The sequence below is a fragment of the Flavobacterium sp. LC2016-01 genome, assembly GCF_009711135.1.
GTDB lineage: Bacteria > Bacteroidota > Bacteroidia > Flavobacteriales > Flavobacteriaceae > Flavobacterium.
Genome location: NZ_WMIC01000005.1, coordinates 254,616 through 270,186, shown reverse-complemented (window position 1 = coordinate 270,186; position 15,571 = coordinate 254,616). Strand labels below are relative to the sequence as shown.

Here is a 15,571-nt window from a genome sequence, read left to right as displayed (position 1 = left end):
AGTTACATTATTTTGCGTTATTTAACAAAATAAAATTATAATAACGCAAAAAAACGCATAAATGTTTAAATGAGCTTTTTAAATTACAATATAAAAACGCCTGATTTTCGATATTCTTCCAGCCTTGCATCTTCAGGATTTAAATTGGTAACAATGGTATCCAACTGGTTTAAATCACAGACAACATGAGGCATTTTTGTATTTAGTTTTTCTGAAGAAAACATCGAAACCACTCTATCAGAAGCTTCTATCATTGCCTTTTTAACCATTGAGACCTCATAGCCAACTTCTGTAAGTCCTTGTTTTATATTAATACTGCTCGCGCCTATAAAACAAATATCTGCCTTAATTTTAGATACAACCTGCATCACATCTATACCAATAGTTACCATTGCGTTTTTTTGCATTTTTCCACCAATAAATATTAAATCTATATTAGGATGCTGAGACAGCTGCATTGCGATTGGAAGACTATACGTATATATTGTAGCTTTTAAATCGGAAGGAATAAGCTTTGCAAATACCAAATTTGTACTTCCTCCACTCATTATAATAACTTGGTCATCATGCAATAACGACAATGCTTTTGTTACGATCTGTTTTTTTTCTTCTTCATCCGAAATATGTATATCAAAAACATTAGCCGATTTTTCTTTAACCTGCACTGCCCCGCCATACACTTTCTCCAGGAGTTTCTTGCTGTCAAGTTCGTTTAAATCCCTTCTAATTGTATCTTCTGACAAATCCAGAGCCAAAGCCAAATCAGTTGTCACAACTTTCTGTTCTTCAACAAGCTTAGTCATTATATATTTTTGTCTTTCGGCTTTCAGCATTTTTTAAAAAGTTAAAATTCAGAGCAAATATATCAAATAATTCTATTGGAAGCGTAGAATTAAGCAAAAACTGCAATAGTTTGCGTTTTTCGCTTTAAAAACGAAAAACAGAAAAAATAAATATTCATAAAATGCGTTATTTTGCGTTATTTTAGTTAATTTTTGAAAAAAAATACAAAATAATGCATTTGTATGCAATAAATAAATATATTTGCTCAACAACCATAAAAAAACCAGATAATTATGAAAAAACTATTTCTTATTTCATTGTTGGTTTTGTTCATTCAAGCAACTTTTGGGCAAACAAAAACAATCACTGGAACTGTAAAAAACAAAGCTGATGGATTCCCCATACCAGGAGTCAGCGTAACTATTGAGGGAACTTCCAATGGAACAACTACTGATTTCGATGGAAATTTTAGCATCAGCGTTGCACCAGGACGCAGTTTAGTCTTTAGCTACATGGGATCTGAAACTCAGGTAGTAAAAATTGAAGGACAACAAAAACTTACTATTACTCTTGCATCAGCCACTGCAAAATTAGACGAAGTAGTTGTAGTAGGATTCTCTTCTCAGAAAAAAGCAAATCTTACTGGAGCAGTTGCTAAAGTAGATGTTAAAAAAGCTTTAGGAAGTATTCCTATTACAGATATCACAAAAGGTCTACAAGGAACTACTCCGGGACTTAATATTACTTATAATTCAGGTAGTATAGGTAAACAATCAAACGTTAATATTCGTGGAGCTGGAACTATCGTAAATGGTGTGGCTACGGGATCACCACTTATCTTAGTTGACGGTGTTCCAGGCGATCTGTCAATGTTAAATTCAGAAGATGTAGAAACGATGTCTGTACTTAAAGATGCCGCTTCTGCTTCTATTTATGGTGCACGTGCTGCATTTGGTGTTATATTAATTACGACTAAAAGCGGTAAAAATGCTAAAGGAAAAGTAAGATTCGCTTACAGCAACAATACAGGATGGAGCAATCCAATTTCTTTGGTTCAATTTAATGACCCTACAGTAGAGCTTCCAGTGATGATAGATGCGCAAGCCAGAGCTGGTAATGCAAATCCAGAATCTTTTGGTATGAACTACAAAACATTATTGCCAGGTATCATTAACTGGAAGGAAAAATATGCCGCAACAAGAAACCCTAATGACAAAAATATGATCTTAGGAGAAGATTTTGACGTAATTGGTGGAAAAGAATATTTTTACAGAATTTGGAATCCGCATGATGAAATGTTAAAAAAGAATGCGGTGCAAACACTTCACAATTTATCAGCTCAAGGTTCTTTGGGTGAAAAAAGTTCGTTTATTGTTTCATTAGGTCTTGCTAACCAAGAAGGTGTAATGAAAATCAATAACGAAACCAACCAAAGATTCAATATCAACATGGGTATGACGACACAGTTAGCTAGCTGGCTTACTGGAGATTTCAAAGTATTAGGAACTTTCCAAGAATATGATTCTCCTTTCAACTACTATAACAGTGGTCTTGATACTGCTGGTAACGGATATTTTGGATACTACATGCGTTGGGGATCTTATTTCCCATATGGTACTTATAATGGTACTTACTTTAGACATGCGCCTGGTTATATGGCAAATGCATCTCAAAATGAAAACAAGTCAAATGATATGAGGATCAGTGGAAAACTTACTGCTCAAATTACAAAAGACTTCAATATTATTGGAGAATATAGTATCAATAATAACTTTTCAAGTTTAAAAATGAACGGTGGTCAGATCCCTATGTGGGACTGGTGGACAAGTGCTGCTGACTTAGTTGCTGGAAAACCTACAATGATGGAAAGTGCAAACGATTTTGTTGCACAAGCCAAATCATCTTATACAAGAAATGTAGCAAATATCTATGCAAATTACACTAAAACATTAGGTGAAAACCATAACTTTAAAGTATTAGGCGGTTTGAACTCAGAATGGTATGATTTTGAAAGAACGTATGCTCGTAGAAATACACTTTTGGATAAAAACAAACCAGAGTTTAATTTAGCCATTGGTGATCAATTTACTTCACCTCTTACTTCTAATGCAATTCTAAATCCAGGTCTATCAAAATATGCAATTGCCGGATTTTTTGCACGTGTAAATTATGATTACAAAGGAAAATATCTATTGGAAATAAACGGACGTTATGACGGTTCGTCAAAATTCCCAACTGATGAACAATGGGGATTCTTTCCTTCTGCTTCTGTTGGATATAGAATTTCTGAAGAAGGTTTCATGGAAAGCACAAAAAGCTGGTTAAATGATTTGAAAATTCGCGGATCTGTTGGTTCAATCGGAAATCAAAACATTGCTGCTAATGCCTTTTTACCGACTATGACTAACCAGAACCCGCTTTGGGTAGGAAGTGGTGCAACTGTACCGCCTTCTGTTAATCAGCCAACCAATGTTGACCCAAATTTAACTTGGGAAAAAGTAACTACTCAAGATGTAGGTATTGATATTAGAATATTCAATATGTTAGGTTTGACTTTTGATTATTATCAACGTGATACAAAAGGAATGTTAGCTCCAGGTAAAACACTTCCAGGTTCATTTGGTCAGGCAGCTGCCAATACAAACTCAGGAAATTTAAGAACAACTGGTTGGGAACTAGCTCTTAACTTTAATAAACAAATAAACAAAGACATAAATGTTTATGCTGATCTTTCTCTTTCTGATAATACTACAGAAGTAACAGAATGGAATAACTCTGCTAAATTAATTAGTACTACTTCATTCTATGCAGGTCAAAAATTAGGTGAAATCTGGGGATTAGAAACAGACCGATTAATTCAATCTACAGATCAAATTGACGCAACAGGATTAATTGTAAATGGTGTTGATTATAAAAACGTAAGAACTGGTACTTTTAAATATGGTGCTGGAGATGTAATGTATAAAGACATCAACGGAGACGGAATAATCTCAAGAGGAGATGGAACAGCTACAAATCCTGGAGATTTAAAAGTTATTGGTAATACAACTCCTCGTTATCAATATGGAGTTCGTTTAGGAGGTGCTTTATACGGATTTGATATTGATGCTTTCTTCCAAGGAGTTGGTAAACGTCAATTCTGGACAACTTCTGACTTAGTATTACCTTTCTATAACAGAACAGATGCGATGTATGAAAACCAGAATGACTACTGGACACCGCAAAATACAGATGCATATTTCCCTAATCCATACCCTGGACATTCTGGTGATGCTTTTGGAACTTATGCACCTGGATCAAACAATTTTGTTGCGCAAACACGTTATTTATTAGACATGTCTTATTTACGTTTAAAATCGATGACTATTGGATATACTTTCCCTAAAAGTATTACACAAAAAGTGGGTATCGATAAAATCAGACCGTACATTTCAGGCTTAAACTTGGCTACTTGGAAAAGCAGTAAATTGCCAGTAGACCCTGAAATTAATGAAACTGAAGCTGTATGGGGAAGAACTTTCCCTTATTCTAAAACATGGTCAGTTGGTATACAACTTGCGTTCTAAAAAAGGTATTTAAAAATTAAAAAGTAATCAAAATGAGAAAATTAATAACAAACTCTAAGATAAAACTATCAGTTGCCTTGCTTACTTTTGCAAGTTTAGCTGTTAGCTGTTCAGATTTTTTGGATACACCTCCTGAAGATGTGTTTTCAGACGACAATTTTTGGACTTCAGAAAATAACGTAAAAACATATTCTTGGTTGAACTATAATACCTTTAACGGTTACGGAAACAATACTGGTGTTACAGCTGATTTTTACTTTCATGCAGCTACAGGATTAATAGATGACAACCTGGCTAATAACGTTTTTACTAACTTTCCAACGGCTGCAAACTCTACTAACGCAAACTGGAACGAATATTATACTTTAATTCGTCGTTGTAATCTTATGTTAGAAAGAGTTCCTAATGTACCTATGGATCAGGCGAAGAAAAATCACTACATAGGTGTTGCAAAGTTTTTTAGAGCTCATACTTATTTTCGTTTAGCACAGCAATTTGGTGATGTGCCATATACAGACAAATATTTAGCTCAAAGTGATGCTAATGTGTATAAACCTGCTTTATCTAGAGCAGAAGTAATAGACAATGTTATTAAAGATTTGGAAGAAGCAATTCCAATGTTATTAAACGTTGATGACAGCAATGTTACTGTAAATAAATATACTGCTTATGCATTATTAAGCCGAGTATGTTTGGGTGAAGGTACTTACAGAAAATACAATTTAGGTCAGAATGGAAATACGTATCTTCAGAAAGCAAAAGATGCTTCTTTAGCTGTAATGAACAATAATTCATACAAACTAAACACAGATTGGAAAGCACTTTACAACTCTGTTGAGTTATTAGGAAATACTGAAGTAATTTTGACAAAAAGATACATCAAAGGTGTTTTAGGAAATTCAGTACAATCGTACACTAATACCTCTACTGTTCAAAACGGATTGACAAAATTTGCTGCAGAAAGTTATGTGACTACTAACGGACTTCCTATCAAACAAACTGGTAATGCTCAGTATTTAGGCGATAACAATATTGCCAATACTTTTGCTAACAGAGATCCAAGATTTGCTAAAGCTTTTAGTACAGCAGATTATGCTTATTCTGATAAGCCTTTTAATGGTTTGACATCTATAACAGGTTACGTATTTCAGTTATATAACAATCCTGCTACAACTGGTACAGAGGTTACAACTGGTGGACAAAACCAAATTGACGCTCCCGTTTTTACACTAAGTGAAGTTTATTTGAATTATGCTGAAGCTTGTGCAGAGTTAGGTACAGTCACTAACGCTGATCTTAATTTATCAATCAACAAAGTTCGTACACGTGCAGGAATAGCTACTTTGACTACAGATGGAACAAATGCATCGGCTAACGGAGTACAAATAGATGATCCACAAAGAACAACAGCATTAGAGCAAAAAGCAGGAGTTGTTAATCCAATTACATGGGAGATTCGTCGTGAACGCAGAATTGAGTTTATGAGTTGGACTACTATGAGAAAAGAAGATCTTATGCGTTGGAAAAAAGGAGATTATTTAGATTCAAATGCTAATCCAGATGTTGTTTTAGGAGCAAGAATAATTGCTTTGATAGGAACTAACTCTAAAACAAAAGTAAATTCAGACGGATATGTAATTCCTTATGCAGCAGGTGTGTCAAGATTATTTGTATCACCAAAAAATTACTTAAGCGCAATTCCAACAAATGATATCAGCTTATATGCCGCAGAAGGTGTGACTTTAAAACAAAACCCTGGTTGGTAATTCCAAATTCATAAATAAATTATTTGCCCTTATAAAAAACTGCCTCTGGAACCTAAATCTAACCAGAGGCAGTATTTAAAAAGTCTTTTTACACACATATCGTAACAGACAAAATACAATCCTAAATCTGAAAAACTCAGATACCCATTTCTACAATATCCGCACTACTACAATCAAAAAACATCAATAGCAATCAAATAATAACCTAATTTTATTAGTGCATTTTTGCCTTAACTATTAACTGTAATTACAATGATAAAATTCATAGCAAAAAGTGTTCTTATTGTAACTTCTTTCATTGTTACGTCTTCTTATTCTAATTCACTTTCAGCGGTGACAAAAGGCAGTACCTCAGCCATTAATCCTCCTGCAATTAAAACAGGAGCTGATAATTACGAGAAATATTTACCGCTTTTAAAGGATAAAAAAATAGGAATCGTTACCAATCAAACCGGAATTTTGTCTGACAAAACTCATTTGGTAGATTTTTTATTAGAGAAGAAAGTTGCCATACAAACCATTTTTGCTCCTGAACATGGATTTAGAGGAACTGCAGATGCAGGTGAACATGTCGTTGACGGAAAAGATCCTAAAACCGGTTTATCAATAATTTCACTTTATGGAGACAATAAAAAGCCAAAACCGGAGCAATTAGCAGGAATCGACATTATGATTTTCGATCTGCAGGATGTTGGCGCTCGTTTTTATACCTACATTTCTTCACTGCATTACGTAATGGAAGCTTGTGCAGAAAACAATGTCCCGCTTATAATTCTTGACCGCCCAAATCCTAACGGAAGTATTGTTGACGGTCCGCTTTTAGAAAAAGAATTTACCAGTTTTGTGGGCATGCACCCAGTTCCGCTTCTTCACGGAATGACAATTGGAGAATATGCACAAATGGTAAATGGAGAAAAATGGCTAAAAAATGCCGCACAATGCAAACTGACTGTTATTCCATGCGTAAATTATAATCGAAAAATGAAATACAGTTTATTGGTAAAACCATCTCCAAATTTGCCAAACGATCAATCCATAAATCTATACGCAAGTTTATGCCTTTTTGAAGGAACGAATGTTAGCGTTGGACGAGGAACCGAAAAACAATTTCAAATTTATGGCTCTCCGTACTTGACAAAAACAAATTTCAGTTTTACTCCGAAGCCAAATTTTGGAGCCAAAGATCCGCTTTATAACGGAAAAGAATGTTTTGGAGAAGATTTAACTTCTTATCCTAAACTAGAAAAATTCGAATTAAAATGGCTCATAAAAGCCTATCAAAATACCAGCGACAAAACGAAATTCTTTAATGCTTTTTTTACCAAACTTGCCGGAACAAAAAAATTGCAGCAGCAAATTGAATCTGGAGTTTCAGAAAAAGACATTCGAGAAAGCTGGAAAAAAGATTTAGAAGCTTTTCAAATCATGAGAAAGCCCTACTTGATTTATTAAACAAAACTGTTTCTTAATTCCAAAATTGACTATTTTTTATCAAAATAGAGACCCCTTATACAAATTATCGAAAGCAAAAAATATCAAAATCTGCTGTTTTAAAAATCAAAAAAAAGAAAAGAAAAATGAACAATAAAAATCCTGAAACTGAACAAGAATCTTTGTACAAAGATTTGGATCAAATGAGCGTGAAAGAACTTCTTATCAACATTAATACAGAAGACAAAAAAGTACCGAGTATTATCGAAGGGCAGATTCCTAAAATCGAAAAACTGGTTAAAGCGATTGTGAAAAAAATGCAGCTGGGTGGCCGATTATTTTATATTGGAGCCGGAACTTCTGGAAGAATTGGAATTTTAGATGCATCTGAATGCCCTCCTACTTTTGGCGTTCCGCATGATATGATTATCGGAATTATTGCCGGCGGCGATACTGCCATCAGAAAAGCAGTTGAAAATGCTGAAGATGATACAGAACAAGCATGGAAAGATTTAGCTAAGTTTGAAATTTCAAGCTTAGATTTTATCATCGGAATTGCAGCTTCTGGAAACACACCTTATGTTTTGGGCGCTTTGAAAAAAGCCAAAGAACACAATATTAAAACTGGAAGTATTTCCTGCATCAGCAACGGACTTATTGCTCAGGAAGCAGATCATCCAATTGAATTAATCGTAGGACCAGAATTCTTAACCGGAAGCACGAGAATGAAAGCGGGAACTGCACAAAAACTAACTCTAAACATGATCTCTACTTCGGTAATGATTAAGCTTGGAAAAGTAAAAGGCAACAAAATGGTCGACATGCAGCTGTCTAACGAAAAACTGGTAAAACGAGCGATCAAAATGATTATCGAAGAACTTGGAATTGAACATGATTTAGCCGAAGAATTGCTTCATAAACACAAAAGCGTAAGAGCTGTTTTGCAGGCTCAAAACAAAAATCTAGAAAACTAGAAACCACACATTAAAATCTTTTTATAGATTTATACAAATCAAAAACTGCATTTTTTTCAATTTTTGAGTTTTAACGGCGGCCTAGCAGGTTTCAAAAACTTGTTAGGCCTAATTAAAAAGAAACGTATTTTTTGAGTAATTTATAAAAAAAAACAACCCATCAAAACTATAAAATGACACCAAGTACCATCCTTCTACTTATTATCGTTTATTTCGGAACACTATTCTATATCTCTCACAGAGTAAGCAGAAAAGACAGCGGAAATGATGCTTTTTTTACAGCCAATAAAAATTCTAAATGGTATTTAGTTGCTTTTGGTATGATTGGAACAGCTCTTTCTGGAGTAACCTTTATATCCGTTCCCGGAGAAGTTGGCGCACCAAGCGGTGAACAATTTAAATATTTTCAGTTTGTATTAGGAAATGCTCTTGGATTTATTGTAATCACAAAACTATTGCTGCCATTGTATTACCGAATGAATTTGACTTCAATTTATGGTTATATTGAACAAAGAATGGGACTTTACAGCTACAAAACTGCTGCTTCGATTTTCTTAATCAGCAGAACCATAAGTTCAGCATTCAGACTTTATTTAGTGGTTATTGTATTGCAGCGTTTTGTATTTGATTTCTATCATATTCCATTCGCGTTTACTGTATTAATTTCTCTGATTTTAATTTTCTCTTATACCTACAGAGGCGGACTAAAAACGATTATTATCACTGATACTTTGCAGACGTTTTTCCTTGTAACATCGGTTTTCCTTACTATTTATTTCATTTGCGATCGTATGGATTTAAGTGCTATTGGCGCATTCGAAGAAGTAAAAAACAGTAATTATTCTAAAATATTTTTCTTTGATGATTTCTTCGGAAGTAAATTCCATTTCATCAAACAAATTTTAGGCGGAATGTTTGTTACTATTGCCATGACAGGTCTCGATCAGGATTTAATGCAAAAAAACCTGAGCTGTAAAAACATTGGCGAAGCACAAAAAAACATGTTCACTTTTACGGGAATCTTTGTGATTATCAATATTTTCTTTTTAAGCGTTGGAGCCTTATTATACATTTATGCAAATAAAAACGGAATTGCAGTTCCAACTGATTTGATTACAGGCAAACCAAGAACCGATTTACTTTTCCCTGAAATTGCCTTAAATCATTTAGCTGTTGTTCCTGCAATTGTATTTTTACTTGGAATTATCGCGGCCACTTTTGCTACCACAGATTCGGCTTTGACGGCTTTAACAACTTCTTTTTGCGTTGATTTTTTAGGAATGGATAAAAGTGATAGTACCCGAAAAAACACCGTTAGAACCAGACATTTGGTACACATCAGTTTTTCGGTATTAATTTTCTTTGTAATTATTATTTTCAATACCATCAATGACAGTTCTGTTGTTGGAATGATTTTCAAAGTCGCTTCTTATACTTACGGACCGTTGTTAGGATTATACGCTTTTGGATTGTTCCAAAAATCAAGAAATGTTAATGATAAACTGGTGCCGTTAATGTGTTTGGCCGCTCCTTTCCTAACCTATTTAATAAATGAAAATTCGAAACTGTTGCTTTCAGGATACGTTTTCGATAATGAATTAATCGTGCTAAACGGATTAATAACCTATTTAGGATTATACCTTACAAGTTCCCGCACAAGCGAAAAAATAAGTTTTTAACCTGCTTAAAAACACAAATAACTTATTAATCAATTGAAGGTTAAAAATTAATCTTCAATTGATTTAAAACATATTACTATGAAAGATTACATCATAAAGATCAGCCTTTGTGCTTCATTTTTATTTTTAATCACCAATTGCGCTGTCAAAAAAAACAATGCAATTACAGATTCAAAAAAAGATATTACAGTAAAAGATACGGTTGTTTACAAAACAGACAAATCAGCGAAAAAAACCTTTTTCAAAGATTCAGATAAAGAGTCAGCTTGGGTTGACAGCATTTACAGCAAAATGACGCTTCGTGAAAAAGTGGGTCAGTTGTTCATGGTTTCAGCTTATTCAAATAAAGACTCTGTTCATGTCAATCAAATCAAAAATTTAATTGAAGAATATAAAGTTGGAAGTGTTATCTTTTTTCAGGGCGGTCCCGTTCGTCAGGCAAAATTGACCAATTTATATCAGTCAAAAGCAAAAGTGCCTTTGTTCATCGGAATTGATGCTGAATGGGGATTAGCAATGCGTTTAGATTCTACTTATCGTTATCCTTGGAATATGACTTTAGGCGCGATTCAGGATTTAAATTTAATTGAAAAAGTAGGAAGAAATATGGCCAATGAAAACAAGCGAATTGGGATTCATTTCAATTTTGCTCCTGTTTTGGACATCAACACCAATCCTAAAAACCCAATTATCGGAAACCGTTCTTTTGGCGAAGACAAAGTTAATGTAGCCAACAAAGCAACTGCTTTAATCAAAGGCGTGCAGAGTCAAGGCGTTTTCAGTACCGGAAAACATTTTCCTGGACATGGCGATACCGCAACCGATTCGCATTACGCACTGCCTTTGGTAAATTTTTCAAAAGAAAGAATCGATTTAGTCGAATTATATCCTTACAAACGTTTATTTGATGAAGGTTTAGTTTCAGTGATGGTTGGACACCTTAATATTCCAAGTTTAGAACCAATTCCAAATCTGCCTTCTTCTACTTCGTATAATGTAGTTACGAATCTGCTTCAAAAAGAATTAGGTTTCGACGGTTTAATTTTTACTGATGGTTTGGCCATGAAAGGCGCAAGTAATTTTAAAGGTCCGGGAGATCTTGAAATTGCAGCATTTCTGGCTGGAAATGACATTTTACTTTGTCCTGAAAATGTTCCTGTAGCGGTTGTAAAATTAGAAGAAGCTTACACAAACAGTACTATAACCGAAGAACGTTTAGCACATTCGGTTAAAAAAATTCTGCATTATAAATTTAAAGCAGGATTAAATCATTACAAGCCAATTGAAATGGCTAATATTTACAATGATCTTAACCCGTCGCAAAATGATGCTTTGCATTATCAATTGTATGAAAATGCCGTTACCGTTTTAAAAAATGAGAAAGAAATTCTTCCAATAAAAGAACTGAATCAGAAAATTGCTTACATAAAATTAGGCGATGACACCAATAGTGCTTTTGTTTCTACTTTAAAAAAATATACTGAAATCACAGAAGTTAAAGACAATAATCTTGACAGTCTGAATCAGGAATTGAAAAAATTTGATAAGGTTATCATCAGCTTTCATAAAGTAAATAAACCTTGGGAAAAACAAGAATTTACTTTAACAGAAATGCTTTGGCTGAAAGAAGTTGCGAAACACAACAAAGTAATTCTGGATGTTTTTGCCAAACCATATTCCTTATTATCGATCACTGATTTTGAAGATATTGAAGGATTAGTAGTTTCTTATCAAAATTCAGATATAAGTCAAGTGGTTTCTGCCGAATTACTTTTTGGAGCCGTTGCTGCAAAAGGAAAACTGCCGGTTTCGATTAATAATTTCTTCAAAGTAAATGACGGACTAACGACCGAAAAATTAAACCGTCTGGCTTTTAATGCTCCTGAAAATGTCAATATGAATCCGGCGATTCTATCAAAAATTGATGCCGTAGCGCAAAAAGCAATTGACGGAAAAATGGCACCGGGAATACAGGTTTTAGTGGCGAGAAAAGGAAACGTAATTTTCCAGAAATCATACGGATCACAAACCTACGATAACGGAAAAAAAGTAACTAACTCAGATTTATATGACGTAGCTTCGATTTCAAAAATGATTTCGACACTGCCAAATGTGATGCAATTGTATGATAAAAACAAAGTTACCTTAGATACCAAATTGAAAGATATGATGCCCTTTTTTGCGAAAACAAACAAAGAAAACATCATTTTCAAAGATTTGCTAAACCATTACGCAGGATTACAGGCGTGGATTCCGTTTTACACTGCGACATTAGACAAGAATAAAAATCCTTCTGAAAAATACTATCGAAAAATTGCCGAAAATGGTTTTACAACCAAAGTAGCTGACAGTCTTTACTTGAGAAATGACTATCATGATACGATTATGAAAATTATTGCTGATACTCCTTTATTAGCAAAAAAAGAATATCGATACAGCGATTTTACGTTCATCATTCTAAAAGAATATTTAGAAAGAAAAACGCATCAAAAACTGGAAGATCTGAGCAAAGAGAATTTCTACAGCACACTGGGAATGAATTATACGCTTTATAATCCGTTGGACAAATTCGAAAAAAGCAATATCGCTCCTACTGAAATTGACAATTATTTCAGACATCAGCCTATTCAAGGTTACGTTCACGATATGGCGGCGGCGATGGAAGGCGGTGTTGCAGGACATGCCGGAATTTTTTCTAATGCAATGGACGTTGCCAAAATGATGCAGCTGTTTTTGCAAAAAGGAAATTACGGCGGCATTCAATATTTTTCACCACAAACTTTTGATGCTTTTAATACCTGTTATTACAAAGACAAAGGCGTTTTAAGAGGCTTAGGTTTTGATAAAAGAATTGGTAAAGGCGGTCCAACTTGCGAATGTGTTTCGGAAGCCAGTTTTGGTCATACCGGATTTACCGGAAACATGGCTTGGGTCGACCCAAAAACAGAAATTGTGTATGTTTTTCTATCCAACAGAACCTACCCGGGAGTTACGAATGACGAAAATAAATTAGCCAAAGGAAAAATTCGCGAAGAAATTCAGCAAATAATTCAAGAAGCCATTATAAAATAATTCAAGAGCTTTCAAAGAAAATCTTTCTTCTTGACTCTTTCTTCTAAAAAATCTATTATCTAAAAAAAACAAACCAATGACAAAAGAACGTTTAACCTCGCTGGATGTATTTAGAGGATTTACTATTTTATTAATGACGATAGTAAATAATCCTGGAAGCTGGTCTTCCATTTATCCGCCATTAGAACACGCCGAATGGCACGGCTGTACACCAACTGATTTAGTATTTCCTTTTTTTGTTTTTATAATGGGAACCGCAATACCTTTTGCAATGCCGGTAAAACATTTTGACGGAGCGGTTTTTAATAAAATTTTGGTTCGTTCACTGCGAATTTTCTGTTTAGGATTGTTTTTGAGCGTTTTCAGCAGAATCCATTTATTTGGTCTGGAAGGAATTCCGTTATTAGGAGTGAGATTGGTTATTGCCTTTGCAGTCGCTTATGCCCTTTTAGGAAATTTTTCAATGAAAGTCAAAACCATTCTTGCAGTAGGAATCTTTTTAATACTGCTTTCTTTAGCCTTTAGCGGTTTGGAACATTTTGAAGATACCAGAATCCCAGGTGTTTTACAGCGAATTGCAATCGTCTATTTCTTTAGTGCTATTTTATATCTAAAAACAAATTTAAAAACACAGCTTATTGTTTTAGCAACACTTTTAATTGGATATTGGCTTTTAATGGCTTTTGTTCCCGTTCCTGGATTTGGTCCAGCCAATTTTGACAAAGGCACTAATCTAGCCGCTTGGTTAGACGATACACTTTTAAACGGACATTTATGGATTGCTTCTAAAACTTGGGATCCAGAAGGAATTTTAAGCACCTTGCCGGCTATTGGTACAGGAATTCTTGGAATGTATATTGGCCAGTTATTAAACTTGCAAGTAAGCAAAACCGAAATCCTAAAAAAGACAGCAATTACTGGAGTAGCTTTAGTAATTGGAGGTTTGCTTTGGAATATAATCTTCCCAATAAATAAATCACTTTGGACAAGTTCTTATGTTTTATACACTGCCGGAATCGCAACGATATGTTTAACGATTTTGTATTACATAGTTGATATGCAAGGTTATAAAAAATGGACTAAATTCTTTTTAATCTGGGGGGTAAATCCAATGATTGTGTTTTTCTTTTCGGGTGTAATTCCGAGAGTACTTAGTTCTATTAAAGTTCAAAATCCAGAAATTGGCGGAGAAGAAATCAGTCTTCAAACTTCAATTTATAAACATGGAATTGCGCCTTGTTTTGAGAATCCATTGAATGCGTCATTGGCATTTGCCTTGGCTTATGCGGCTTTCTGGTCCATTATACTTTGGATTTTCTATAAAAAGAAATTGATCTTTAAAGTTTAGTATTCATGTTTTTTTTCGCCACGAATTACACGAATTTTCACGAATGTTTTTTTGTTAGTTATAAAATTAATTAGTGAAAATTAGTGGAATTGCTTCGCCAGTTCGCTGTCGTTCGGGTCGTGGCGAAAACTTTTATGCAGTGCACAGACGCACTGCTGTGCGCCTCTACAAATACGCTGGAATAATTCATACTTGTGTAAATCCATTGTTAAAATAAAATACGCGTTTCATATGTTCTTCAATCATTATAATTCTTAGACAGAAACATTCTGCAATCAAAGAGCTAACAAATGAGACTTATTTTAATATGAAAACAAAAAACTTCTCTAAATTGTTTATCATTTTATTATTGACTTTTCAGAGTGTTTTTTCTCAAGAAAAACTGGACGCCGTAATTGTTAATTCAAATTTTAAAAGCAAGCAAGAGCTTTCCTTTTTTGAGAAACTCAATAGTTTTGAAACTAACTTTTCTTGGACTGATAAAGCTGCAACCTATATTCCAAAAAGCAGTGAAAATAAAGAAATAAAAAATCTCTTATTTAGCGTTTCGGATTATGGTGGCATTACAAATTTAAAATACCTGCCTTTCAAAGTAAATTTATACACTGTTGACAGTTTAAGAATGCCGGGCAAACCCATTTTAGAACAAGATATTCTAGTAAAAAAAGACGATAATGAATATTGGACAAAAGTTGATATTTCAAAATCTAAAATAACAATTCCAGACGAGGGCATTTTTGTTGTTTTTATACTTTTAGAGAAAGAAAACTACCCTACGGATTTCATCTATTCAAAGAAAGGCTTAATAGCTGTCGTTCCAGCTTTAAAAGCCTATAGATACAGCAAAACTTATATCAGAAAATCATATATCTACCGTCAATGCAACTATCCCGAAAAGTGCAACATTTGGCTTCCTGAGCATAGTCATTTTATAATGGATGTTGAATATTAA

The 15,571-nt window shown here is 34.1% G+C and carries 9 protein-coding genes; 8 read left to right on the top strand and 1 reads right to left on the bottom strand.

What is annotated here, in order from left to right:
- Positions 1 to 83: 83 nt before the first annotated feature.
- Positions 84 to 833, bottom strand: a complete 750-nt coding sequence (locus tag GKZ88_RS12425; RefSeq protein WP_155102691.1) for a DeoR/GlpR family DNA-binding transcription regulator — start codon at positions 831 to 833, stop codon at positions 84 to 86.
- A gap of 243 nt (positions 834 to 1,076) precedes the next feature.
- Here GKZ88_RS12425 and GKZ88_RS12420 point away from each other — a divergent pair, with 243 nt between their 5' ends.
- The 8 genes from GKZ88_RS12420 (at position 1,077) to GKZ88_RS12385 (ending at position 15,571) form a co-directional block, all read left to right on the top strand.
- A complete protein-coding gene (locus tag GKZ88_RS12420) occupies positions 1,077 to 4,349 on the top strand; it encodes a TonB-dependent receptor (RefSeq protein WP_155102690.1) in 3,273 nt (1,090 codons plus the stop codon).
- A gap of 32 nt (positions 4,350 to 4,381) precedes the next feature.
- Complete coding sequence (locus GKZ88_RS12415; RefSeq protein ID WP_155102689.1) at positions 4,382 to 6,115, top strand: RagB/SusD family nutrient uptake outer membrane protein; 1,734 nt, start codon at positions 4,382 to 4,384, stop codon at positions 6,113 to 6,115.
- A 252-nt stretch (positions 6,116 to 6,367) separates the two neighbouring features.
- The gene (locus GKZ88_RS12410) at positions 6,368 to 7,567 is read left to right on the top strand and encodes a DUF1343 domain-containing protein (RefSeq protein WP_155102688.1); all 1,200 of its coding nucleotides are present in this window, start codon (positions 6,368 to 6,370) and stop codon (positions 7,565 to 7,567) included.
- A gap of 125 nt (positions 7,568 to 7,692) precedes the next feature.
- Positions 7,693 to 8,520, top strand: a complete 828-nt coding sequence (gene murQ / locus GKZ88_RS12405; RefSeq protein ID WP_155102687.1) for an N-acetylmuramic acid 6-phosphate etherase — start codon at positions 7,693 to 7,695, stop codon at positions 8,518 to 8,520.
- A 173-nt stretch (positions 8,521 to 8,693) separates the two neighbouring features.
- Complete coding sequence (locus tag GKZ88_RS12400; protein ID WP_155102686.1) at positions 8,694 to 10,199, top strand: sodium:solute symporter; 1,506 nt, start codon at positions 8,694 to 8,696, stop codon at positions 10,197 to 10,199.
- A 78-nt stretch (positions 10,200 to 10,277) separates the two neighbouring features.
- Positions 10,278 to 13,271 carry a glycoside hydrolase family 3 N-terminal domain-containing protein gene (locus GKZ88_RS12395; RefSeq protein ID WP_155102685.1) on the top strand — a complete coding sequence of 998 codons (2,994 nt, stop codon included), beginning with the start codon at positions 10,278 to 10,280 and terminating at the stop codon, positions 13,269 to 13,271.
- 76 nt (positions 13,272 to 13,347) lie between these two features.
- Positions 13,348 to 14,619: a DUF5009 domain-containing protein gene (locus GKZ88_RS12390; RefSeq protein WP_155102684.1), complete on the top strand. Its 1,272-nt coding sequence runs from the start codon at positions 13,348 to 13,350 to the stop codon at positions 14,617 to 14,619.
- A 307-nt stretch (positions 14,620 to 14,926) separates the two neighbouring features.
- On the top strand, positions 14,927 to 15,571 hold the full coding sequence (locus GKZ88_RS12385; protein WP_155102683.1) for a hypothetical protein: 645 nt from the start codon (positions 14,927 to 14,929) through the stop codon (positions 15,569 to 15,571).